This window comes from Xanthomonas sp. WHRI 6106, assembly GCF_040202405.1.
Lineage (GTDB): Bacteria > Pseudomonadota > Gammaproteobacteria > Xanthomonadales > Xanthomonadaceae > Xanthomonas > Xanthomonas cannabis.
This window is the reverse complement of record NZ_JBEGFC010000002.1, coordinates 62876-83630: the sequence shown is the minus strand read 5'-3', so window position 1 is coordinate 83630 and position 20755 is coordinate 62876. Positions and strand designations below refer to the sequence as shown.

The window sequence follows — 20755 nt, the reverse complement described above, 5'->3', positions numbered from 1 at the left end:
GCGCTTGCGGACGGTCGATCGGGCGCTGCCGGCTTGCTGGCGCGCCTGGCAAACGCTGCATGCAGCCATGACGAACCCGAGTTGGTCTGTCAGCATTGACCGGTGATTGATTGCCAGGTCGATGATCGACGCAGCGCCCACATTCGCCCTGCGGGCACTTTCCCCGCACGCGGGAGAAGGACGTACAGCAGCGCTGGTCTAGCTGCTCTTGCAGCTGCCGCCTGGTGCGATGGAGGCCAGCCACTTCTCGATGCTCTTGCGGTCACGTGCGCGCAGCAATTTCTCGCCATGCACGCGCAGCTCGCCCAGGTGGATGTCGCGTACCGCGCGGCGCACTTCCAGCAAGGTGGCCGGATGCAGGCTGAATTCGGTGAGTCCCAACGCCAGCAACATCGGTACGAAACGCGGGTCGCCGGCGATCTCACCGCACACCGCCACCGGCTTGCCGTGGGCGCGCCCGGTGGCGATGACCTGCGCAATCAGCCGCAGCACCGCCGGGTGCAGCGGCGAATACAGCTCGCCCAAGGCTTCGTTGTTGCGATCCACCGCCAGCAGGTACTGCACCAGATCGTTGGTGCCGATCGACAGGAAATCGATGTCGTCGATGAAGCAGTCCAGCGCCAACGCCGCCGCCGGCACTTCGATCATCGCGCCCAGTGGAATGTGTTCGGCGATCTCGTGGCCCTCGTCGCGCAGCTGCGCGGCGATTTTTTTCAGTTGCTTGCGCAGCAACTGGATTTCTTCGCGGCCGCTGACCATGGGCACCAGGATGCGCACCTGCCCGTAGCCGGACGCGCGCAGGATCGCGCGCAGCTGCGCCTGCGCAACCGCAGGGCGGGCCAGCGACAGCCGTACGCCGCGCAGGCCCAGCGCCGGGTTGTCCTCGTCGCTCAGGGTCAGCCCGGTGCGGTCGGCCTTGTCGGCGCCCAGGTCCAGCGTGCGGATGGTGACCGGGCGGTCGCTCATGCCCAGTACCGTGTCGCGATAGGTCTGGAACTGCTCGTCTTCGTCCGGCAGCTCGTTGCGCTGCAGGAACAGGAATTCGGTGCGATACAGTCCCAGCCCGCTGGCGCCCAGCGCATGCGCACGCGCGACGTCTTCCAGCGATTCTGCATTGGCCAGCAGGGTGATATCGACGTTGTCGCGGGTGCGCGTGGGCTTGGAGCGCAGCCGCCCGAGTTCGCGTTGCTCCTTGGCCAATGCGCGCAGCCGCTCGCGGTAATCGCGCAGATGCTCGGGGGTGGGGTCGACGATCACCTGGCCGGAGCCGGCATCGACGATCAACACATCGCCATCGTTGATGCGCTGGACGGCGTCGCTGACCCCCACCACCAGTGGCAGGTGCAGGCTGCGCGCCAGGATCGCGCTGTGCGACAGCGCGCTACCGGCGGTGGTGACGATGCCGACCACGCCCTGGGCCTGCAGCTGCGCCAGTTCGGACGGCGCCACGTTGTCGCAGACCAGGATCTCGCCGGCCACGCCTTTGAGATCGGGGGCACGCTTGTGCAGGAATGCATGGATGCGGCCGATGACGTGATCCAGGTCGTCCATGCGGCTCTTGAGGTAGGCGTCCTCCATGCCGTCGAACACCGCCGCCAGGCGGTCGCGTTGCACGCGCAAGGCATAGTCGGCGCTATAGCGGTGCGTGCGGATCAGCTCGTCCAGCCCCTGCAGCAGCTCCGGGTCGTCCAGCAGCAAGGCGTGCAGCTCGAGAAATTCGCCTACCTCGCGCGCCAGCGCGCCATGCAGGCGATCACGCAGTTGCTGCATTTCCACCCGTGCAGATTCGATGGCCGTGTGCAGGCGCTGCAATTGCGTTTCCACCTGATTGGCAGGCACGCGTTGTTCGGCTACTTCCAGGGTGTGGCTCTGGCGCACGCGCGCACGCCCGAGCGCATTGCCGCGCGAGGCGCCGTGTCCGCGCAAACGCAGGCTCATGCGCGTGCCCGGCGCGCTGGCGCCGTGTCGGCTGCAACCGCACCGACGCCGCGCATGCTCAGCTGTCCTCGTCGAAACGACGCTCGAACAACTCCACCAGCGCCTGCAAGGCCTGCGCTTCGTCTTCGCCATCCAGCCGCACCACCACGCTGGTGCCTTGCCCGGCGGCGAGCAGCATCACGCCCATGATGCTCTTGGCATTCACTTCGCGGCCCTTGGCCGCCAGCGTGGCGTTGCTGCGATAGGACGACAGCGTCTGCACCAGCTTGGCGGTTGCCCGCGCATGCAGTCCGAGTCGGTTGGACACAATGAGTTCGCGTTCAAGCATCGTCGATGATCGCTCCGTTGCGGGTACCGGCCGCCGCAGTGGCGGGCAGTTCCTGCAAACCTTGTTCGGGGTAATTCATCACCCGCAGCAGCATCGGCAGGCTCAACGCGGACACACGGCGAACCGGCGTGCCCAGCTTGGCCAACCGGCTGGCGAGATTGCTGGGGCTGGCGCCATACAGGTCGGTCATGACCAGCACGCCGTCGCCGCCGTCGACCCGGCGCATCGCCGCCGAGGCCTGGGGCAACAACGCGTCCAGGTCTGCATCGAACGGCACATCGAACGCTTCGGTCTTCAGCGGCAAATGCCGCAACAGCCCCGTCGCCACGTTCAATAACGCCGCGCCGATGCCGGGATGGGTAATGAGGAGAATGCCACAGGCCATGCCGAAACGTTAACAGGTCAGCATGACCGCGCGATAGCGTTTGCCCGCACCGATGTGTTGCGAACTGAATAGCCGTTTAGGACCACTCCAGCGACCTGGCTGCACCGATACCGTCAGCGCGTCGCAACGTGCGGCACTGCTCCGCGACATGCACAGCGCCAGCAATATGGCCAACCGCACAAGCGGGCGCTGCTGTTGCCGCGGCAACCGGCAGCGGTGTAGTCATGCAGTCCGACACGCCGCCGCCGCGTTCGTCGTGCCGTGTTGCGTGGGGATTGAACAAACACGGCACGCGGCGTTGGGACGTCGCTGAGTCAGTCGCATCGGGTGCGACGTTGTCGCCCGGCATAGCACCCACCAGCCGCAAGCCATCCGCATTCCACACTAAGGCACTGCAAAAAGCACCCTCTCACATGGGTGCAGCACAAACAGTTCGCAGAATGCCGCTGTAACGATTCCCGATTCCCGGAATTTCAATCCTGCTCGCGATGAAACGTCGCCACTTCCGGCCAACCCTGCTCGCGCGCATGCCGGGCCATGCGTTCGGCCATGTACACCGAGCGGTGCTTGCCACCGGTGCAGCCGAAGGCGATGGTCACGTAGCTGCGGGTGTCGTTGCGCAAGCGCGGCAGCCAGGTGTCGAGCAGGTCCACGATCTGCGCGCTGTAACGCTGCACATCGGCTTCCTTGTCCAGATACTCGCGCACCGCGGCATCGCGCCCGGTGAGCGGGCGCAGCTCCGGGTCCCAGTGCGGATTGGGCAGCACGCGTGCATCGAACACGAAGTCGGCTTCGGCGGGCACGCCGCGCTTGTAGGCGAACGATTCGAACAACAGCGACAGGCGATCATTGGAGCCGAGCGCAAACTCGGTCACCACGCGGCGACGCAGCTGATGCACGTTGAGCGCACTGGTGTCGATGATGGCATCGGCCTGCAGTCGCAGCGGTTCGGTCAACTGGCGCTCGCGGGTGATCGCTTCCGGCAAGGCCAGGCCAAGATGGCTCAAGGGATGGCGGCGCCGGGTGTCGGCGTAGCGCTTGATCAACGCCTCGTCGCTGGCCTCGAAAAACAGCAGCCGCGCCTCGATGCCGTATTCCTGCGCGGCCTGGCGCCATTGCGCCAGCTGGGTCAGGTCGCTGCGGCTGCGGACGTCGATGCCCACCGCCAGCCGCTGGTCGCCGAGCGGGTTGCCACGCAGGCGGCTCTTGACGAAGTCCGGCAGCAACTCCACCGGCAGGTTGTCCGAGCAGTAATAGTCCAGGTCCTCGAAGGTCTTCAGCGCGACCGATTTGCCCGAGCCGGACAGCCCGCTCACGATCATCAGCGTGGAGGGCGCGATACTCATGGCGTGCGTCGCTCCAGCAGGTTGCTGTGGCGGGCGATGAACATCGCCGCCGGGTCGATGCCCTTGGTGCGCAGGATATGCAGCCGGGTGGCCGCCTCAGTGAGCACGGCCAGGTTGCGGCCGGGCATCACCGGCAGGGTGATCAGCGGCACGTCCAGGTCCAGTACGTGGCGGCTGCCGGAATCGCCGGTCAGGCGCTCGTAACCGGACGGCGTGGGCTCGGTCATCGGCCGGGTCAGGTGCACGATCAGGCGCAGGTATTTGTTCTTCTTCACCGCGGTGTCGCCGAACATGTCGCGCACGTTCAACACGCCCAGGCCGCGCACTTCCAGCAGGTCCTGCAGCAGTTCCGGGCAGGTGCCGTCGAGCACGTCGGGGGCGATCTGGGTGAATTCGGGCGCGTCGTCGGCCACCAGCCGGTGACCACGGCTGAGCAGTTCCAGCGCCAGCTCGCTCTTGCCCGAGCCGGCTTCACCGGTGATCAGCACGCCGATCGAATAGATCTCCATGAACACGCCATGCAACGTGACCCGTGGCGCCAGTGTGCGCGCCAGGTGGTAGGACAGGTGGTTGAGTAGTTCATGGCCACGCTTGGGCGAGATCCACAGCGGCGTATTGGATTCGTCGGCCGCCGCGCGCAGGTCTTCCGGGCAGGACTGGTTCTTGCTGATCGCCAGCGCCAGCGGCTGTACCTGGATGATCTTTTCGATGGTTTCCCAGCGCTGCCGGGCATCCAGCGAATCCAGCCAGGCCAGTTCCTCGGTGCCCAGGATCTGCACCTTGTTGGGGTAGATCACGTTGAGATACCCGGCCAGCGACGGGCGCCGCGCATTGTTGCTGCCGGCCTGGATCTCGCGGTGCTCACCCTTCTGGCCGGCGACCCAGCGCAGCGCCAGCTTGTCGCGCTGCTGGTCGAACAACTCGCGTGCGGTGATGCTGGTATTCATGCCGCGCTGGCCTGAGGTGGCGGGACGTCGGTCAGCAACGCGAGCAGGGCATCGGCATTGGGCGCTGCGCGCAATTGCTGGCGAAAGTCGGCGTCGGAAAAGCGCTCGGCCAGTTCCGACAACAGCATCAGATGCTGGTGGGTGTAGTGCGCGGGCACGGCCATCGCAAAGATCAGATCCACCGGCTCGTCGCCGCCAAAGGCCACCGGCGTGTCCAGCCGCAGCAGGGCGCCGCGGGGTTCGGTCAGATTGGGGCAACGTCCATGCGGAATGGCGATGCCGTGGCCGATGGCGGTACTGCCCAGGGCCTCGCGCTCGCACAGGTTGGCGTAGAGCTCGTCTGCGCCGGCCTGGCGGCAGGACAGCAGATCGGCGGCGGTGTGCAGGACGGTGTCGCGATCGGCGGCCGGCGACACCACGGTGCGCACGGCCGCCATCAGATCGTTTAAAGGCATGAGGGCATCAAGCGGGAAGCGTCATGCGGGATTGTCGCGCACCTCGCGTGCGTGGTGGTTACATTTCTTTTCTTTGTGCTTGAGCACCAGGCGGTCGAGCTTGTCGACCAGCAGGTCGATGGCGGCGTACATGGTGGAACCGCTGGCATCTGCGTGCAGCGTGCGACCGGGAAGGTTGACGGTGGCGACCACGTGGTGGTCCGGCTTGCGAACGGCCAGCTGCGTTCGGACTTCACAGTGCTGGTCGAAATGGCGCTGCAGTCGCTGCAGCTTGCTTGCCACGTACTCCCGCAGGGCGGGGGTCACTTCAAGCTGGTGGCCATACGTCTCGATGCGCATCGGATACCTCCATTGGTCGGTGGGCCAATGAACCGTTCCGGTGATCCGACTAACCCGGCGCAGGCCGGCGTTGCGGTGGTTGCAACGTCAGGCGATGCGCACGCGTTCGTGGGAAGCGGAAATGTTCATGGCCTCACGATACTTCGCAACGGTGCGCCGCGCCACTGGTACGCCGGAGGTTTTCAGCAGATCCGCCAGCTTGGCGTCCGACAAGGGTTTGCGCGGGTTTTCTGCATCGATCAGGCGCCGGATCATGGCCTGGATGGCAGTGCTGGAGGCCTCGCCGCCGCTGTCGGTGTCGATGCCGGAGGCAAAGAACGAGCGCAACGGGATGGTGCCGCGCGGGGTGCGCACGTACTTGCGGGCAATGGCGCGGGAAATGGTCGACTCGTGCAGGCCGAGCTCGCCGGCGATCTCGCGCAGGGTCAACGGCCGCAGCGCCTGCGCGCCGAATTCCAGGAACCCGGCCTGGTGGTGCAGCAGGCAGCGCACCACCCGGAGTAGGGTTTCGCCGCGCGCTTCCAGGCTCTTGAGCAGCCAGCGTGCTTCCTGCAGCTGCCCGCGCAGGTAGCCGGCGTCGGACTCGCCGCAGCTGCGGATCAGGTTCTCGTAGCCGCGGTGGATGGTGACCTTGGGCTGCGCGCGGCCGGCCAAGGAGGCGCGCCAGACCCCGCGCTGGCGCCAGATCACGCAATCGGGCACCACATAGGTGTCCTGCGCCAGTTCGCCGATCTGCTTGCCCGGGCGCGGGTCCAGCGAGCGCACCAGCTGCACCGCCTGCTCGACATCGGCGGTGGAGCGTTTGAGTTCGTGTGCCAGCCCGGCCACGCCGCTGCGCGGCAGCCGTTCCAGCGGGCCGGCGACGATCTGCTGGGCCAGCTCGCGCCCGGGGGTGGCCGGGTCGAGCACGGCCAACTGCAGCGCCAGGCATTCGCCCAGGGTACGTGCACCCACGCCGACCGGGTCGAAGCGCTGGATCTGGTGCAACACGGTGAGCACTTCGGCCTCGTCCACCGCCGCGCCCAGCGCCAGCGTCTCCAGAATGGCCGGCAGCGGCTCGCGCAGATAGCCGTCCTCGTCCAGCGCGTCGATCAGCATCGCGCCGATCTGGCGATCGCGCGGCGACAACGGCGACAGGTGCAGCTGCCACAGCAGATGGTCGGCCAGCGTCTCGGACTCGGCCACACGTTCGGCGGCGTCACCGGACTCGTCGTCGTCGAAACTGCCGCCGCTGCCCGAGCCGCTCCACTGCAGTTCGTCCTGCGACCAGTCATCGTCGCGCTCGGCAGGGGCCGGATCTTCGCGCTGCGGTTCTTCGCTGGACGACGATGCGCTCGCCTCGGGCGCCGGTTCGTTGGCCGCATGCGCCGCTTCATCGGCCCATTCCAGCAGTGGATTGGTTTCCACTGCTTCGGCGATTTCCACTTCCAGCTCGGTGGTGGACATCTGCAATAGCTTGATCGCCTGACGCAACTGCGGCGTCATGACCAACTGTTGTCCTAGCGATGTCTGGAGCCGGGCTTTCATGCGGGCACTGACTGAAAAAAGCGTTGGCGCGGCGACGCGCTCAAAGGCGGAAGGTTTCCCCCAGATACACGCGACGGACGTCGGGATTGGCCAGCAGCGCGTCCGGTGCCCCCTGCGCCAGCACGCCCCCCTCGGCGAGGATATACGCGCGGTCACAGATTCCCAAGGTCTCGCGCACGTTGTGATCGGTGATCAGCACGCCGATGCCGCGTTCCTTGAGGTGGATGATGATGCGCTGGATCTCGCCGACCGAAATCGGATCGACGCCGGCGAATGGTTCGTCCAGCAGCATCATGCGTGGCTTGGCGGCCAGCGCACGCGCGATCTCGCAACGGCGCCGCTCGCCACCGGACAGGCTCGCACCGAGCTGATCGGCGACGTGGGTGATCTGCAACTCATCCAGCAGCGAAACCAGCTCCTTCTCGCGGCCGGCGTTGTCCAGCTCCTCGCGCAGTTCCAGCACCAGGCGGATGTTGTCGGCCACGGTGAGCTTGCGGAAGATCGACGGCTCCTGCGGCAGGTAGCCCACGCCGAGTTTGGCGCGTGCGTACATCGGCTCGGCGGTGAGATCGCGGCCGTCCAGCTCGATGCGCCCGGCATCGGCCTCGACCAGACCCACGATCATGTAGAAGCAGGTGGTCTTGCCGGCGCCGTTGGGGCCGAGCAGGCCGACCACTTCGCCGGCTTCCAGCGTCAGGCCGAACTCCTTGACCACTTCGCGCTGCTTGTACTTCTTGCGCAGACCGGTGGCGACCAGCATTACTTCTTCCCCTGCGGCTTGGCCGCGGGCTTGGCGGCCGGCGCCGGCGTGGCCGCGGCAGGCGCAGCGGTCTTCGGCTGGATGATGGTGCGCACGCGGCTGCCATCGCCACCGCTCTGCATGTTGCCGGTCTTGGTGTTGTAGACCATGCGCTGGCCGGCGTTGGTGCCCTTGGGCGAGTCGACCTTGTAATTGCCGGTCAGGACGATGACTTCGTTGGCGACCTGGTACTCGATGTTGTCGGCCTGGCCGTTCATCATCGCGCCGTCGTCCATCTGCTGCTTGAGCGTGGCCTGCTTGCCGGTGAGCACCACGCGGTCGGTCTGCCCGTTCTTCTGGAAGATGTCGGCGGTGTCGGCATGGATTTCCAGCGTGCCCTGGGTGATCACCACATTGCCGCTGAAACGGCACTTGCCGCTGTCGTCGAGCATGTTGCAATCGTTGGCATTGGAGTCGATCGCCATCGGCTGATTGCGATCGCTGGTCTTGGCCATGGCCATCGCGGGCAACAGCAGCGCGGCAAACGCCAGTTTAGCGGGCAGCATTCGGTTCATAGCGGGTCTTGACCTGAGAAAGGAGCTTGTACTGGCGTGATTTGAGATCGGCCTCGAAGCCGACCCCGCTCTGCATGATACCCGGCCGGCTCATGCTCACCGGCGCGGCGGTCTTGGCGAGATTCTGCTGCGGGAACACGTCCAGGCTTTCGGTGCGGAAGGTGGTTGGCGGGGTGTTGCCGGTGGTGGGGCTGTCGCCTTCGACACTGCCGCGCAGGCGCAGTTCGTCGCCCTTGGGGCTGACCCAGCCGGTCTTGGCGCGCAGCGTCCACGGCTGGTTGGCGTTGTCGGGCAGCAGGAACACCGGCGTGGTGATGTCCGAGGTCTGGTCGGCGCGGTTGCGGTGCATTTCCGGCGCGCGCAGCGTCATCGATTCCTTGCCGGTCTGCTTGTCCAGCGCGATCAGCTCGAAATCGCGCAGCACGTAGTCCGCCTTCGACTCGTCCACTGCCGCCGCGACCGGGCGCGCGCGCTGCTGCCACGCCGACCAGCCGGAGATCACGGCGGCGGCGAACAGCACCACGCCCAGGGTGGTTCTCCAGTTCCAGTTCATGCGGAAAACCTTTCGATGATGCCCTCGACCTGGCCCTGCGCGGCCAGCACCACGTCGCAGACCTCGCGGGCCGCGCCTTCGCCGCCACGGGCGCGGGTGTGCCACTGCACGCGCTCGGCAATCCAGGGGTGTGCGTTGGCCGGGGCCACCGGCAGGCCGACCGCCAGCAGGGCGGGCAGATCGGGCAGGTCATCGCCCATGAACAGCACCTGGTCCAGCGACAGGCCATGTTCCTGGCACAGCGCCAGGACCGCCAGGCGCTTGTTCCTGACCCCGATCTGCACGTGCAGGCCCAGGTCCTGGCCGCGTTTTTCCGCCGACAGGCTGGCACGTGCAGTGATCAGTGCCACATGGATGCCGGCATGCTCGAGTTGCTTGAGGCCCTGGCCGTCCAGCACGTTGAACGCCTTGCTCTCGTTGCCGGCGTGGTCGTAGTACAGGCGCCCGTCGGTCAGGGTGCCGTCGACGTCGAAACAGGCCAGGCGGATCCGCGCGGCGCGGTCGATCAGGTCGGCGGGAAGGTGCTGCAAGGGAGAGTAGGGCATCGGCACGAATCAGTAGGAACGGGGTCCGGCGGTTGAAAACTGAACCTGTTAAACCACCTTGGCGCGCAACAGGTCGTGAATGTTCAATGCGCCGACCGCGCGCTGTTGTGCGTCCACCACGATCAGGCCGTTGATCTTGTAGTCCTCCATCAGCCGTGCGGCCTCGGCGGCGAGCTGGTCGGCGCCGATGGTGCGCGGGTTGCGCGTCATCACCTCGGCGATGCCGGCATTGCGCACATCGATATCGCTGTCCAGGGCGCGGCGCAGATCGCCGTCGGTGAACAGGCCGATCAGCCGGTCCTGGCCATCGACCACGGCGGTCATGCCGAGGCGCTTGCGGCTCATTTCCATCAACGCCTCGCTCAGGCTGGCGTCCTCGCGCACGCGCGGCAGGTCGTCGCCGGCGTGCATCACGTCGGTGATATGCAGCAGCAGCCGCCGGCCCAGGCTGCCGGCCGGATGCGAGCGCGCAAAGTCGTCGGCGGTGAAGCCGCGGGCATCGAGCAGTGCCACGGCCAGCGCATCGCCCATGGCCAGCGAGGCGGTGGTGCTGGAGGTTGGGGCCAGGTGCAGCGGGCAGGCTTCGGCGGAGACGCTGACGTCCAGGTGCACGTCGGCGGCCTGGGCCAGGGTGGAACCTGCGCGCCCGGTCATGGCGATGATCGGGTTGCCCTGGCGCTTGAGCACCGGCAGCAGCATGCGCACTTCGTCCGATTCGCCGGAATACGACAGCGCCAGCACGATGTCGGCCTCGGTGATCATGCCCAGGTCGCCGTGGCCGGCCTCGCCAGGATGTACGAAGAACGCCGGGGTGCCGGTCGATGCCAGGGTGGCGGCGATCTTGCGTGCGATATGTCCGGACTTGCCCATGCCGGTAGCCACCACGCGCCCGCGCGAGGCCAGCACCAGCCGGCAGGCGGCGGCAAAGTCGCTGCCGATCCGCTCGCCCACGCTGGCCAGTGCGTCCTGCTCGATCTGGAGCACGCGCTGGCCGCTGGCGACCAGGCTGGCGTCGCTGACGGTGGCGATGGGCAGGGGCGAGACAGCCATGCAGGACTCGGGTGAAGAGTAGAATGTGCGCTCATTTTATGAGGAAACGCCCTTTGGACGCCGAAACCATCCGTAAACTCATCGAATCCGGCTTGCCTGAAGCCCGCGTCGACGTGCACGGCGACGATGGCGTGCACTTCGAGGCCACCGTGGTCAGCCCCGCATTTGCGGGCAAGGCCCCGCTGGCGCGCCACCGCATGGTCTACGCGACCCTGGGCGAGCTGATGGGCGGGGCGATCCACGCGCTGCAGCTCAAGACGCTGACCCCCGAGGAAGGCTGAGCCCGGCAACCGCGCTCGCCGCCAGGCGGCCGGGCCGGGACGGGAATCGGCATGCAGCTGCATCCTCGGCTCCCTGGCTTGGGTCCACGATCACCGCGTGTCGGTGTCCAGCGCGTCCAGGCAATGCCCAGCGTGGCGCTCGGTCTCCCGGTCTCAGCGCCGTTCGCCTAAAGGCCGTCCGGCCGCACGTCCTTCCCCCGACATACCCTTACTTCGGACTTCTCAGATTCCCATGGCAAAAATCGTAGTGACCGGCGGCCAAGCGCTGCACGGCGAAGTCAATATTTCCGGCGCCAAGAACGCCGTGCTGCCGATCCTGTGCGCCACCCTGCTGGCCGACGCGCCGGTGGAAATCAGCAACGTGCCGCACCTGCACGACGTGATCACCACGGTGAAGCTGCTCGGTGAGCTGGGCGCCGAGGTCACCATCGACGAAGGCACGCTGGCCAAGGGCCGCTCGATCCTGGTCGATCCGCGTTCGGTCACCCATCAGGTCGCCCCGTACGAGCTGGTCAAGACCATGCGCGCTTCGATCCTGGTGCTAGGCCCGCTGCTGGCGCGCTACGGCACCGCCGAAGTCTCGCTGCCCGGCGGTTGCGCGATCGGCTCGCGCCCGGTGGATCAGCACATCAAGGGCCTGCAGGCGCTGGGTGCCGACATCAGCGTGGAGAATGGCTACATCAAGGCCACCAGTAGCGGGCGCCTGAAGGGCGGCCGCTACGTGTTCGACATGGTCAGCGTCACCGGCACCGAAAACGTGCTGATGGCGGCCGTGCTGGCCGAAGGCACCACGGTGCTGGAAAACGCGGCGATGGAACCGGAGGTGACCGACCTGGCCGATTGCCTGATCGCGCTCGGTGCGCAGATCGAAGGCGCCGGTACCCCGCGCATCGTGGTGCAGGGTGTCGAGCGTCTGGGCGGCGGGCACCATGCGGTGCTGCCGGATCGCATCGAAACCGGCACCTTCCTGGTGGCCGCGGCGATGACCGGCGGCAGCGTCAACGTGCGCCGCGCACGCCCGGACACCCTGGATGCGGTGCTGGACAAGCTCACCGAAGCTGGCGCCAGCATCACCACCACCGCCGACAGCATCACCCTGGACATGCACGGCAAGCGCCCGCGTGCGGTCAACCTGACCACCGCGCCATACCCGGCGTTTCCCACCGACATGCAGGCGCAATTCATGGCGCTCAACTGCGTGGCAGACGGCGTAGGCGTGATCAACGAAACCATCTTCGAAAACCGCTTCATGCACGTCAACGAGCTGCTGCGCCTGGGCGCGGACATCCAGGTCGAAGGCCATACCGCCATCGTGCGCGGTGCCGAACGCCTGAGCGGCGCGCCGGTGATGGCGACCGATCTGCGCGCGTCGGCATCGTTGATCCTGGCCGGCCTGGTGGCCGACGGCGACACCACCATCGATCGCATCTACCACCTGGACCGTGGCTACGAAAACATCGAGGAGAAGCTGGGGGCGCTGGGCGCGACCATCCGGCGCAGCGCATGATCCTGCGCGGACGCTTCACCACCCGGCGCAAGATCCTGCTGGGCGTGATCGTGCTGATCTTGGCGTGGCTGGCCTACGCATGGAGCGTGGGCATGGCCATCACCCAGGGCGTCGAGTTCAAGGACATGGACTGGAACGGCGACGGCACCGCCAGCCGCAACGAGATCGCGCAGTCGTTCTATGCGGTGGCGGTAAAAAAGACCGTCGAAGGCAAGCGCCATTGCGACCTGTTTTATTGGCGCGGCACGGATGAGCAGATCCGGGTGGACTGCCGCACGGTGTTTTCCAGTGGCGATGACAAGGCGGCGGCCAAGCCCTGAGGGTCGAGCGTTTCTGCATGCTGCGGAGATTCCGCCGCATGCCGATCGGAATGAAGAGCCCGGCTCGCAGCCGGGCTCTTCATCGCTGTCGGAGGCAAGATGCCTGTCGAGCAGGTTCCCATGGTCTGGTAGGAGCGTGCCCGCGCGCGACGGGGCGTTACCCGTAAAGCCCCGTCGCGCGCAGGCACGCTCCTACCAGGGGCGCCTGGCGCTTAGCGCAGGCCCTTGATGGTCAGGTCCAGCGCATCCTGGCCCTTTTCCTTCTGCAGCAGGCGCGCCGGCACCGGCAGGTCCTTGACCACCCAGGCGATCAATTCCTTGTCGCCGTCCACGCGCGAGACCTTGGTGGCCTGTTCCTGTTTGCCGTTGACGGTGATGGTTTCCTTGCCGACCACCTTGTAGCTCATTGGCTTGATGCGGCCTTCGTCCACCATGCGGTAGTTGAGCGGCTTGCCGGCGGCCAGGTCGCGGGTGATTGCCAGGTTGATCAGCAATGCGTCCATATCGCCAGGCTGCAGCTTGACCGGACCGCGACGGTCCGGCTTGATGTCGCCACCCCAGGTGGCCTGGCTGGTCTTCCAGTCGTAATTGGCGGTGACGTTGCGGCGCTTGACCATCATCGACGAGGTGTCGTTGCTGCTCACCGGGCGCAATTGGCCGTTGGCTTCCTCGAACACCGTGCTCTGGGTCAGGTTGGCCAGCTGGTTCTGGATGGTCAGCGTGTAGCGCCACTGGTTGGCGCCGGCCGCGGCCAGGGTCATGGTGCCGTTGGCCTGCATACCCATGTAATTGGCCGAGTAGTCGGCCTGGAAGGGCTGCACGGCAAACGCCGGCAGGCTGGTCACGGCCAGGGCAGCGGCGGCGATCAATGCGCTGGGGCGGAAAGAGAATGTCATGGTCAGGCTCCTTGGTATTCGACCAGGCGGAGATCGACCTGATCCTCACCTTTGTCACGTTGCAGGATGCGCACCGGGGTCGGAACCCCGTTGGCGATCCAGAGGATGGTTTCGTTGTCGCCGCCGTTGACGCGATACACGCGCAACGCGTCGTAGCTCAGGTCGCCGACCTGCACCACCTCGGTGGTGTCGGCGGCGCGGTAGTCGTACTTGCGCACCTTGCCCACGTCGACATAGCGGTAGCTCAGGCTGCGGCCGGGCTGCGCGTCGCGCATCAGCGACAGGTTCAAGGAGAGCGCGCTCTGGTCGCCGGGCTGCAGCGGAATCGGTTGTTGGCGTTCCTTCTTCAGATCGCCATCCCATTGCGCTGTGCCGGCCTGCCAGTTGTAGACGCCGGTGACCTTCTTGCCGAAGAACACCGCCTTGCGCACGGTGCTCTGGCTCAGCGGCACGTAGGTGTCACCGTCGACACGGAATACCGTGCTCTGCTCCAGGTTCAGGCCCAGGATGCTGGCAAAGCCTTTACGGCCGCGTACCGACATGTCGATGCGCCACTGGCTGCCATCGCCGTGGCTGACCTGCATCGTGGCGTCGCCCGCTTCCTTGCCGCGATAGAACGCCTGGTAGGTCGCCACGAACGGCTCCAGCCGTGGCGGCGTCCAGGTGCTGGCGGGCAGGGTGGCGGCAGATGCCGGTGCCGCCGCAGCAGGGGCCACCGGCATTGGCTGGGCGGGCGCGGGGACGTGAGGGGCCTGTTGCGCGCGGCCGGGGCCGGCCTGCGTGAGCAGGGCGGTGGTCAACAGCGCGGCGGCGATCGGAAGGACGTTCATGCGCTGATTGGGGCACAGGGCCCACAAGGATGTCCGAGGCAGGATGAGGGGGGCGTCTGCGCATTCAGGCGAATACGGTGTCAGCGGACTCTAGTCGTAGTGGCGTAAACAGGCACTGACCGTCGAGGTGGATCGCATCGCCGTGGATCTGCACACGCCCACTGGCCAGCAGGTCGAGGGTGGCAAGCAGCAGCGGATGCTCGCGGGCCAGGACACGCGCAGCCAGCTGGTCGGCACTGTCGCCAGGCAGCACCGGCACGCGGGCCTGTGCGATCACGCTGCCGGCATCCAGCTCGGGCACCACCAGATGCACGCTGGCGCCATGTTCGGCATCGCCGGCTTCCAGCGCGCGCGCATGGGTGTGCAGGCCGCGATACTTGGGCAGCAGCGACGGGTGGATATTGAGCATGCGGCCGGCAAAGCGGCGCACCAGCGGCTCGCCGAGGATGCGCATGTAGCCGGCGCAGACGATCCAGTCCGGCTGCACGGCGGCGATCGCATCGCCCAGCGCCGCATCGAACGCGTCCCTGTCGGCAAACGCGCGCGGGCTGGCGCTCCAGCGCCGTGCCGCGTCCACCTTCTGCAGGGCCGGCGCCTGCGGGCGATCGGAGAACACCCCGACCACGGTTGCGTGCAGGCGCCCGCTGGCGATGGCATCGAGCATGGCCTGCAGGTTGCTGCCGCGGCCGGAGGCCAGTACGGCCAGGCGGAGCGGGGCGTCAGTTGCGTGCATTGAGCAATGTCCTCACCACGGGGTAGGCCGCCAGGCTGCCGAGGGTGGCCAGCAGCATGTCGGTATGCGCGTCCCAGGGATCGCCCTGCTGGCCGTTGTAGGCTTCGGCGGCCTGCGGCGACAGCAGCAGCGCAATGCCCCATTCGAACCACTCGTAAATCAGGCTGACGCACATGATGCTCATCACCGTCAGCGCGAAGGCCTGACGCCGCGTCAATCGCGGCCATCGCCGCACCGCCAGCTGCATCACGGCCGGGGTAAAGCACAGCCCGAACAGCAGATGGATCAGCCGGTCGAAATGATTGCGCGTCCAGCCGAACGCCGTAGCAGGCGACCAGTGCAGCAGCTGCCGGCTCCAGTGTTCGTAGGGCACGTTGGAATACAGCCAGCGTGCGCCGATGCAGTGCATGCAGATGAACACGCAGATCGCTGTAAAGGCACCGGTGTCCATCGGGCAGCGACGGTCGACACCCACCAGCGCAATCAGCCCGGCCACGGTCAACGTACTGTGCAGCGCCTGCTCGAGCGGCCACAGCGGGGCGATCCAGCTTGCTGCAAACACTGCCAGCGTGGCGACCAACGCGGCCAGCTTCGGACGGCGCATGGCGCGTGGGCTCGCCTTCATTTCAACCTGCGGCAGGCGCAGCGCCGAACAGTGCCTTGACCTGGGGGCGCAGCAAGGTGACCAGCGTGAAGACTCCAAGCACGGTCCCGAACGGCATGAAGCTGCAGGAGATGCCCGCCACGATCAGACAGAGCAGATGCCGCCGGCGCTGGGCGATGCAGCGCCCGGCATAGGCCATGAACCCGGCCAGGGTCAGGCCGCCGGTGATCAGGGCGGCCGCGAACACCACGAAGATCCAGCCGAACAGGCGCATCTCGGCAGGTGCGGGTTCCCCATTGCTGCCCTGCATCGGCAACTGCCCGGTGACAATGGCCAGCCCCATGACCAGATGGATCAGCGGGAACAGCGAAAACAGCCCGGTGATGCCGGCCAGCACGTAATGAAAGATCGACAGCAGCTTGAGATGCTGCAGGTCGTCGGCGCTGGCCGACGGAGCGGCCAGGGGCGGGGAAGCGTCCATGCGAGGTTCCTGGTCAGCCGATCTGCACGCGCTCGTCGCCGTGCGCGGCGACCACCTGGCCGATCCGCCAGTGGGCGAGCGACTGGCCATCCAGCGCCTGTTCCAGCGCCGCCGCCTGATCGGGCGATGCGACCAGCACGAACCCGATCCCGCAGTTGAAGGTGCGCCACATTTCGGCATCGGCCACCGCGCCTTCGCGCTGCAGCCAGGCAAAGACCGGCGGCAGCGTCCACGCCTTGGCATCGATCTCCAGGCCCAGGCCATCCGGAATCACGCGAATGATGTTTTCGGTCAGCCCGCCGCCGGTGATATGCGCCATGGCGTGGATCGATTCGCCATGCGATTTCAGCAGCGCCAGCACCGGCTTGACGTACAGCGCGGTGGGCGCCATCAAGGCATCGATCAACCTGGTGCCATCGTCCAGCACGTGCTCGGCCGGCGCGCCGGCGCGTTCGTAGATCTTGCGGATCAACGAATAGCCGTTGGAATGCGGGCCGGAAGACGCGATGCCGATCAGCACGTCGCCGGCGCGTACCTGTGCGCCGTCCAGCAACTGCGACTTTTCCACCGCACCGACGGTGAAGCCGGCCAGGTCGTACTCGCCGGGCGGGTACATGTCGGGCATTTCGGCGGTTTCGCCGCCGATCAACGCGCAACCGGACAGCTCGCAACCGCGTGCAATGCCGCCCACCACCGCAGCCGCAGTGTCCACATCCAGCTTGCCGGTGGCGAAGTAGTCCAGGAAGAACAGCGGTTCGGCGCCCTGCACCAGCACGTCGTTGACGCACATGCCGACCAGGTCGATGCCGATGGTGTCGTGGCGGCCCAGTTGCTGTGCCAGCTTGAGCTTGGTGCCCACGCCGTCGGTGCCGGAGACCAGCACCGGCTCCTTGTACTTGCCGGACAGGTCGAACAGCGCGCCAAAGCCGCCCAGGCCACCCATCACCTCCGGCCGGAAGCTGCGCTTGACCAGCGGCTTGATGCGTTCGACCAAGGCGTTGCCGGCATCGATGTCGACGCCTGCGTCGCGGTAGGTCATGGGCGAGGGAGTAGAAGGCGTTGGGCTGGTCACGGGCGTGGGTGGCTCGGCAGTAAAGGCGGCGATTTTAACAGCCACGTTGGCGCTAGCGCCCCATTCGGGCAACAATTCACCTGGATACGCCTATGCCATGGAACCGTCGATGCGCCGCAGTCTCGCTTTCTTTCTCGCCCTCGTGGTCGCCATGCCCGCCGTTCCGGCCTTTGCGCAGGCCGACCTGCGCACCGAAGGCGACGTCGCCAAAGCGCAGAGCGCGTACGATGCCGAAGTGCCGGTCAACAGCCAGAGCGAATCCGATCGCCCCGGTGCCCTGGCGCGCGCGCTGGGCGCGGTGCTGGGCAAGGTCTCGGGCGATCGCTCTGTGATGAGCCGGCCGGGGGTGCCGCAGGCGCTGCGCAATGCGCCCAATTACGTCGAGCACTACGACTACCGCCAGGATCAGGGCACTTCGCGCTCCGGTGCGCCGACCTTCCGCACCACCCTGGTGGCACGGTTTCGGCAGTCCGATGTCGATGGACTGATCGCGGCACTGGGCCTGCCGGTCTGGCCGCTGCCGCGGCCCAAGCCGGTGCTGTGGCTGGCCATCGATGACGGCAGCGGTCCGCGCCTGGTCGGGGTTGCCCAGGCCAACGCCGCCCGCAGCGTGCTCGACCGCGCCATCGAGCGTGGCTATCGGCTCGGCCTGCCGGGCGGCGCCGCTGCCGAGCAGGTACTGGCCGGCGCGATCTGGCGCAAGGACACCGCCGCGGTGTCGCGCGCCTCGGCCAAGTACAGCCCGCCGATGCAACTGATCGGCAAGCTCTACCGCAATGCCGCCGGCTGGACCGCCGACTGGGTGTTCGTGGACAACGGCAATGTGTTGTCCAGCTGGACCAGCAGCGATGGCGATGCGCGGCGTGCGATGGCGGCCGGTGCCGACGGCGCGGCCGATGCACTGGTCAAGCGCTATGCCAAGCGCGTGGACTCGGGGGTGCCGGGCGTATACCGCGCGGTGATCACCGGCATCCATAGCGCCGACGATTACCTGCGGGTTGCCGCTGCGCTGCAGGGCGTGTCGGTGGTGCGCAGCATCCGCCCGGTCAGCGCCAATGGCGACCGCATGGAAGTGGATCTGGAATTGCTCACGGGCATTTCCGGGCTCAACCGTATGCTCGGCGACAATAGTCCCCTGGTCTCGGTGTCGGTCCCGACCGAGGGCCCGATCATTCTCGAAAACGAGCGCGCCGAGTACCGCCTGAAATGACTTTGACTCCCGAAGCCGAGATCGCCTTATTCCTGCGTCGCCTCAAATGGGCGGCGGTGATCGTCGGTGTGCTGTGGGTGATCTCGCTGCTGGCGCCGATCCTGACGCCCTTCGTGCTGGCCCTGCTGCTTGCGTGGCTGGGCGACCCGCTGGTGGACCGCATCGAGCGCGCCGGGCGTTCGCGCAACGTGGCGGTGGCCCTGGTGTTCGTGCTGGCCACGCTGTTGTTCGTGCTAGCGCTGATGATCCTGGTGCCGATGATCGAACGCCAGATCATGACCCTGATCGATGCACTGCCGCAGATGCGCGCCTGGGCGATCAGTACCGCCATTCCATGGCTGGAAGCCAAGACCGGCGTGGAGCTGATGGGCTGGCTGGACCCGGAGCGGCTGATCGACTGGATCCGCAGCCATTGGGAACAGGCCGGCGGTGCCGCCAAGACCTTCTTCGGCTACGTGTCGCGCTCGGGCTTTGCGATGGTGACCTGGGTGATCAACCTGGCATTGCTGCCGATCCTGGCGTTCTACTTCCTGCGTGACTGGGACCGGCTGGTCGAGCGCGTGGCGGCGGTGATACCGCGTGCCTACATCGGCACGGTGAGCCGGTTGGCGCTCGAATCCAACGACGTACTGGGCGGCTTCATTCGCGGCCAGTTCCTGGTGATGCTGGCGTTGGGCGCGATCTATGCCACCGGCCTGTCCATCATCGGGCTCAACCTGGGGCTGTTGATCGGCATCATCGCCGGTTTCATCAGCTTCATTCCGTACCTGGGCGCGACCACCGGCATCGTGCTCGCGCTGCTGGCGGCCATCGTGCAGGCGCAGGGCCTGGACCTGAAGCTGCTGATCGGCGTGGGCGTGGTGTTCACCGTTGGCCAGTTGCTGGAAAGCTACGTGCTCACCCCGCGCATCGTCGGCGACAAGATCGGCCTGCATCCGGTGGCAGTGATCTTTGCGGTGATGGCCGGCGGCCAGTTGTTCGGCTTCCTCGGGATGTTGCTGGCATTGCCGGTGGCGGCGGTGGCCAATGTGCTGCTGCGCTACGCGCATGAGCAGTACACCCGCAGCGACCTGTATGCAGGCGAGCGGGCCGGCATCGTGCTGCAGTCCACGCCCGAGCGCAGCATCATCATCGACCCGAGCAAGGACGCAGATCGGCCGTGAGCGTGCCGCAGTTGCCATTGGCGTTGCGCGCGCCATCCGACCAGCGTTTCGACAGTTACATCGCCGCGCCCGACGGCCTGCTTGCACAATTGCAGGCGCTGGCGGCCGGGCAGGTGAACGACTGGCTGTACCTGGCCGGTCCCGCCGGTACCGGCAAGACGCATCTGGCACTGGCGGTGTGCGCTGCGGCCGAGCAGGCCGGGCGCGCAACGGCGTATCTGCCCCTGCACGCGGCGGCTGGACGGCTGCGCGATGCGCTCGAAGCGCTGGAAGGGCGCAGCCTGGTCGCACTGGACGGCGTGGACAGCATTGCCGGGCAGCGCGACGACGAAGTGGCGCTGTTCGATTTCCACAACCGTGCGCGCGCGGCCGGCATCAGCCTGCTCTACACCGCCCGACAAATGCCCGATGGCCTGGCCCTGGTCCTGCCGGACCTGCGCTCGCGCCTGTCGCAATGCATCCGCATCGGCTTGCCGGTACTCGACGATGCCGCGCGCGCGGCGGTGCTGCGCGACCGCGCGCAGCGGCGCGGCCTGGCTCTGGACGAGGCGGCGATCGATTGGTTGCTGACCCATAGCGAGCGCGAGCTGGCCGGTCTGGTGGCCTTGCTGGATCGGCTGGATCGCGAATCGCTGGCCGCCAAGCGCCGCATCACGGTGCCGTTCCTGCGGCGTGTGCTTGAGGATCGTGGGTCGTAGAGCAGTCGGCAGGATGACTGCGCTCGTTGTCCGGGAGGCGCGGTATGCCTTGCGCTTCCCAGCTGCGCGTCTATCTGCAGCGCCCAGGCTGTCGGAGCACAACGCCTAGAGCTTACAGAGAGGATGGTCTGTGGCGCTGCTGCAAGGCCCTTGCCCGCCCACCATCGCGGGACACGCCGCAAGTACGTCCTCATAGGCTCTGGCGCGGCATCCATGCCGCTCGAGGTCCCGCG

Annotated in this window: 25 protein-coding genes; 6 read left to right on the top strand and 19 right to left on the bottom strand. The window is 66.8% G+C overall.

Annotated features, from left to right (window positions below; all coding sequences use genetic code 11):
* Window positions 1-198: 198 nt before the first annotated feature.
* The 13 genes from ptsP to ABQZ09_RS03620 form a co-directional block, all read right to left on the bottom strand.
* Window positions 199-1938: a phosphoenolpyruvate--protein phosphotransferase gene (gene ptsP / locus ABQZ09_RS03680; protein ID WP_184556470.1), complete on the bottom strand. Its 1740-nt coding sequence runs from the start codon at window positions 1936-1938 to the stop codon at window positions 199-201.
* A gap of 58 nt (window positions 1939-1996) precedes the next feature.
* Window positions 1997-2266, bottom strand: a complete 270-nt coding sequence (locus tag ABQZ09_RS03675; protein WP_039409292.1) for an HPr family phosphocarrier protein — start codon at window positions 2264-2266, stop codon at window positions 1997-1999.
* Window positions 2259-2651: a PTS sugar transporter subunit IIA gene (locus ABQZ09_RS03670; protein ID WP_039409290.1), complete on the bottom strand. Its 393-nt coding sequence runs from the start codon at window positions 2649-2651 to the stop codon at window positions 2259-2261. The genes ABQZ09_RS03675 and ABQZ09_RS03670 overlap by 8 nt, the downstream gene beginning before the upstream one ends.
* Before the next feature lie 473 nt (window positions 2652-3124).
* Window positions 3125-3997 carry an RNase adapter RapZ gene (gene rapZ, locus ABQZ09_RS03665; protein WP_184556466.1) on the bottom strand — a complete coding sequence of 291 codons (873 nt, stop codon included), beginning with the start codon at window positions 3995-3997 and terminating at the stop codon, window positions 3125-3127.
* On the bottom strand, window positions 3994-4944 hold the full coding sequence (hprK, locus tag ABQZ09_RS03660; protein ID WP_005993219.1) for an HPr(Ser) kinase/phosphatase: 951 nt from the start codon (window positions 4942-4944) through the stop codon (window positions 3994-3996). Before hprK ends, rapZ begins: the two co-directional genes overlap by 4 nt.
* On the bottom strand, window positions 4941-5399 hold the full coding sequence (locus tag ABQZ09_RS03655) for a PTS sugar transporter subunit IIA (RefSeq protein ID WP_039409285.1): 459 nt from the start codon (window positions 5397-5399) through the stop codon (window positions 4941-4943). Before ABQZ09_RS03655 ends, hprK begins: the two co-directional genes overlap by 4 nt.
* 21 nt (window positions 5400-5420) lie before the next feature.
* Window positions 5421-5738: a ribosome hibernation-promoting factor, HPF/YfiA family gene (gene hpf / locus ABQZ09_RS03650; RefSeq protein WP_005913379.1), complete on the bottom strand. Its 318-nt coding sequence runs from the start codon at window positions 5736-5738 to the stop codon at window positions 5421-5423.
* A gap of 87 nt (window positions 5739-5825) precedes the next feature.
* Window positions 5826-7265, bottom strand: coding sequence for an RNA polymerase factor sigma-54 (locus tag ABQZ09_RS03645; RefSeq protein WP_184556463.1), 1440 nt, complete (start codon window positions 7263-7265; stop codon window positions 5826-5828).
* Window positions 7266-7305: 40 nt separating this feature from the next.
* Window positions 7306-8025 (bottom strand): LPS export ABC transporter ATP-binding protein, encoded by a 720-nt coding sequence (gene lptB, locus ABQZ09_RS03640; protein WP_039409264.1) that lies wholly within the window; start codon window positions 8023-8025, stop codon window positions 7306-7308.
* Complete coding sequence (lptA, locus tag ABQZ09_RS03635) at window positions 8025-8579, bottom strand: lipopolysaccharide transport periplasmic protein LptA (protein WP_081422339.1); 555 nt, start codon at window positions 8577-8579, stop codon at window positions 8025-8027. Before lptA ends, lptB begins: the two co-directional genes overlap by 1 nt.
* A complete protein-coding gene (gene lptC / locus ABQZ09_RS03630) occupies window positions 8557-9132 on the bottom strand; it encodes an LPS export ABC transporter periplasmic protein LptC (protein WP_039409260.1) in 576 nt (191 codons plus the stop codon). The genes lptA and lptC overlap by 23 nt, the downstream gene beginning before the upstream one ends.
* The gene (locus tag ABQZ09_RS03625) at window positions 9129-9677 is read right to left on the bottom strand and encodes a KdsC family phosphatase (RefSeq protein WP_184438915.1); all 549 of its coding nucleotides are present in this window, start codon (window positions 9675-9677) and stop codon (window positions 9129-9131) included. Before ABQZ09_RS03625 ends, lptC begins: the two co-directional genes overlap by 4 nt.
* 48 nt (window positions 9678-9725) lie before the next feature.
* Window positions 9726-10727, bottom strand: a complete 1002-nt coding sequence (locus tag ABQZ09_RS03620; RefSeq protein ID WP_166751921.1) for a KpsF/GutQ family sugar-phosphate isomerase — start codon at window positions 10725-10727, stop codon at window positions 9726-9728.
* 53 nt (window positions 10728-10780) lie between these two features.
* Between ABQZ09_RS03620 and ABQZ09_RS03615 the strand changes: the two genes are divergently transcribed.
* The 3 genes from ABQZ09_RS03615 (at window position 10781) to ABQZ09_RS03605 (ending at window position 12835) form a co-directional block, all read left to right on the top strand.
* Window positions 10781-11008: a BolA family protein gene (locus ABQZ09_RS03615; protein ID WP_046964476.1), complete on the top strand. Its 228-nt coding sequence runs from the start codon at window positions 10781-10783 to the stop codon at window positions 11006-11008.
* Window positions 11009-11240: 232 nt separating this feature from the next.
* Window positions 11241-12515 carry a UDP-N-acetylglucosamine 1-carboxyvinyltransferase gene (gene murA, locus ABQZ09_RS03610; protein ID WP_349776144.1) on the top strand — a complete coding sequence of 425 codons (1275 nt, stop codon included), beginning with the start codon at window positions 11241-11243 and terminating at the stop codon, window positions 12513-12515.
* The gene (locus tag ABQZ09_RS03605; protein WP_039564667.1) at window positions 12512-12835 is read left to right on the top strand and encodes a hypothetical protein; all 324 of its coding nucleotides are present in this window, start codon (window positions 12512-12514) and stop codon (window positions 12833-12835) included. Before murA ends, ABQZ09_RS03605 begins: the two co-directional genes overlap by 4 nt.
* Window positions 12836-13047: 212 nt before the next feature.
* Here ABQZ09_RS03605 and ABQZ09_RS03600 read toward each other — a convergent pair whose 3' ends face one another.
* From ABQZ09_RS03600 to purM, 6 genes are all read right to left on the bottom strand, one after another.
* Entirely contained in the window at window positions 13048-13731 is a 684-nt protein-coding gene (locus tag ABQZ09_RS03600; RefSeq protein ID WP_349776143.1) for a DUF3108 domain-containing protein, read from the bottom strand.
* A 2-nt stretch (window positions 13732-13733) separates the two neighbouring features.
* Window positions 13734-14561 carry a DUF3108 domain-containing protein gene (locus ABQZ09_RS03595; RefSeq protein ID WP_349776142.1) on the bottom strand — a complete coding sequence of 276 codons (828 nt, stop codon included), beginning with the start codon at window positions 14559-14561 and terminating at the stop codon, window positions 13734-13736.
* 64 nt (window positions 14562-14625) lie between these two features.
* Complete coding sequence (gene purN / locus ABQZ09_RS03590) at window positions 14626-15294, bottom strand: phosphoribosylglycinamide formyltransferase (protein ID WP_349776141.1); 669 nt, start codon at window positions 15292-15294, stop codon at window positions 14626-14628.
* The gene (locus ABQZ09_RS03585) at window positions 15281-15898 is read right to left on the bottom strand and encodes a DUF2238 domain-containing protein (protein ID WP_349776140.1); all 618 of its coding nucleotides are present in this window, start codon (window positions 15896-15898) and stop codon (window positions 15281-15283) included. Before ABQZ09_RS03585 ends, purN begins: the two co-directional genes overlap by 14 nt.
* A gap of 22 nt (window positions 15899-15920) precedes the next feature.
* Window positions 15921-16379 carry a hypothetical protein gene (locus ABQZ09_RS03580; RefSeq protein WP_047693836.1) on the bottom strand — a complete coding sequence of 153 codons (459 nt, stop codon included), beginning with the start codon at window positions 16377-16379 and terminating at the stop codon, window positions 15921-15923.
* Window positions 16380-16392: 13 nt separating this feature from the next.
* Window positions 16393-17526 (bottom strand): phosphoribosylformylglycinamidine cyclo-ligase, encoded by a 1134-nt coding sequence (gene purM / locus ABQZ09_RS03575; protein ID WP_179454331.1) that lies wholly within the window; start codon window positions 17524-17526, stop codon window positions 16393-16395.
* Window positions 17527-17548: 22 nt separating this feature from the next.
* Between purM and ABQZ09_RS03570 the strand changes: the two genes are divergently transcribed.
* From ABQZ09_RS03570 to hda, 3 genes are read left to right on the top strand one after another with little or no spacing between them, the layout of a single operon-like run.
* Entirely contained in the window at window positions 17549-18661 is a 1113-nt protein-coding gene (locus ABQZ09_RS03570; protein WP_039404664.1) for a DUF2066 domain-containing protein, read from the top strand.
* Window positions 18658-19824, top strand: coding sequence for an AI-2E family transporter (locus ABQZ09_RS03565; protein WP_349776139.1), 1167 nt, complete (start codon window positions 18658-18660; stop codon window positions 19822-19824). Before ABQZ09_RS03570 ends, ABQZ09_RS03565 begins: the two co-directional genes overlap by 4 nt.
* On the top strand, window positions 19821-20522 hold the full coding sequence (gene hda / locus ABQZ09_RS03560) for a DnaA regulatory inactivator Hda (RefSeq protein WP_039564673.1): 702 nt from the start codon (window positions 19821-19823) through the stop codon (window positions 20520-20522). Before ABQZ09_RS03565 ends, hda begins: the two co-directional genes overlap by 4 nt.
* The last annotated feature ends 233 nt before the right edge of the window (window positions 20523-20755 follow it).

Coding starts and splice junctions, on each gene's coding strand:
- ptsP (WP_184556470.1), bottom strand. CDS start 1,938: ATGAGCCTGCGTTTGCGCGGACACGGCGCCTCGCGCGGCAATGCGCTC.
- ABQZ09_RS03675 (WP_039409292.1), bottom strand. CDS start 2,266: ATGCTTGAACGCGAACTCATTGTGTCCAACCGACTCGGACTGCATGCG.
- ABQZ09_RS03670 (WP_039409290.1), bottom strand. CDS start 2,651: ATGGCCTGTGGCATTCTCCTCATTACCCATCCCGGCATCGGCGCGGCG.
- rapZ (WP_184556466.1), bottom strand. CDS start 3,997: ATGAGTATCGCGCCCTCCACGCTGATGATCGTGAGCGGGCTGTCCGGC.
- hprK (WP_005993219.1), bottom strand. CDS start 4,944: ATGAATACCAGCATCACCGCACGCGAGTTGTTCGACCAGCAGCGCGAC.
- ABQZ09_RS03655 (WP_039409285.1), bottom strand. CDS start 5,399: ATGCCTTTAAACGATCTGATGGCGGCCGTGCGCACCGTGGTGTCGCCG.
- hpf (WP_005913379.1), bottom strand. CDS start 5,738: ATGCGCATCGAGACGTATGGCCACCAGCTTGAAGTGACCCCCGCCCTG.
- ABQZ09_RS03645 (WP_184556463.1), bottom strand. CDS start 7,265: ATGAAAGCCCGGCTCCAGACATCGCTAGGACAACAGTTGGTCATGACG.
- lptB (WP_039409264.1), bottom strand. CDS start 8,025: ATGCTGGTCGCCACCGGTCTGCGCAAGAAGTACAAGCAGCGCGAAGTG.
- lptA (WP_081422339.1), bottom strand. CDS start 8,579: ATGAACCGAATGCTGCCCGCTAAACTGGCGTTTGCCGCGCTGCTGTTG.
- lptC (WP_039409260.1), bottom strand. CDS start 9,132: ATGAACTGGAACTGGAGAACCACCCTGGGCGTGGTGCTGTTCGCCGCC.
- ABQZ09_RS03625 (WP_184438915.1), bottom strand. CDS start 9,677: ATGCCCTACTCTCCCTTGCAGCACCTTCCCGCCGACCTGATCGACCGC.
- ABQZ09_RS03620 (WP_166751921.1), bottom strand. CDS start 10,727: ATGGCTGTCTCGCCCCTGCCCATCGCCACCGTCAGCGACGCCAGCCTG.
- murA (WP_349776144.1), top strand. CDS start 11,241: ATGGCAAAAATCGTAGTGACCGGCGGCCAAGCGCTGCACGGCGAAGTC.
- ABQZ09_RS03605 (WP_039564667.1), top strand. CDS start 12,512: ATGATCCTGCGCGGACGCTTCACCACCCGGCGCAAGATCCTGCTGGGC.
- ABQZ09_RS03600 (WP_349776143.1), bottom strand. CDS start 13,731: ATGACATTCTCTTTCCGCCCCAGCGCATTGATCGCCGCCGCTGCCCTG.
- ABQZ09_RS03595 (WP_349776142.1), bottom strand. CDS start 14,561: ATGAACGTCCTTCCGATCGCCGCCGCGCTGTTGACCACCGCCCTGCTC.
- purN (WP_349776141.1), bottom strand. CDS start 15,294: ATGCACGCAACTGACGCCCCGCTCCGCCTGGCCGTACTGGCCTCCGGC.
- ABQZ09_RS03585 (WP_349776140.1), bottom strand. CDS start 15,898: ATGCGCCGTCCGAAGCTGGCCGCGTTGGTCGCCACGCTGGCAGTGTTT.
- ABQZ09_RS03580 (WP_047693836.1), bottom strand. CDS start 16,379: ATGGACGCTTCCCCGCCCCTGGCCGCTCCGTCGGCCAGCGCCGACGAC.
- ABQZ09_RS03570 (WP_039404664.1), top strand. CDS start 17,549: ATGGAACCGTCGATGCGCCGCAGTCTCGCTTTCTTTCTCGCCCTCGTG.
- ABQZ09_RS03565 (WP_349776139.1), top strand. CDS start 18,658: ATGACTTTGACTCCCGAAGCCGAGATCGCCTTATTCCTGCGTCGCCTC.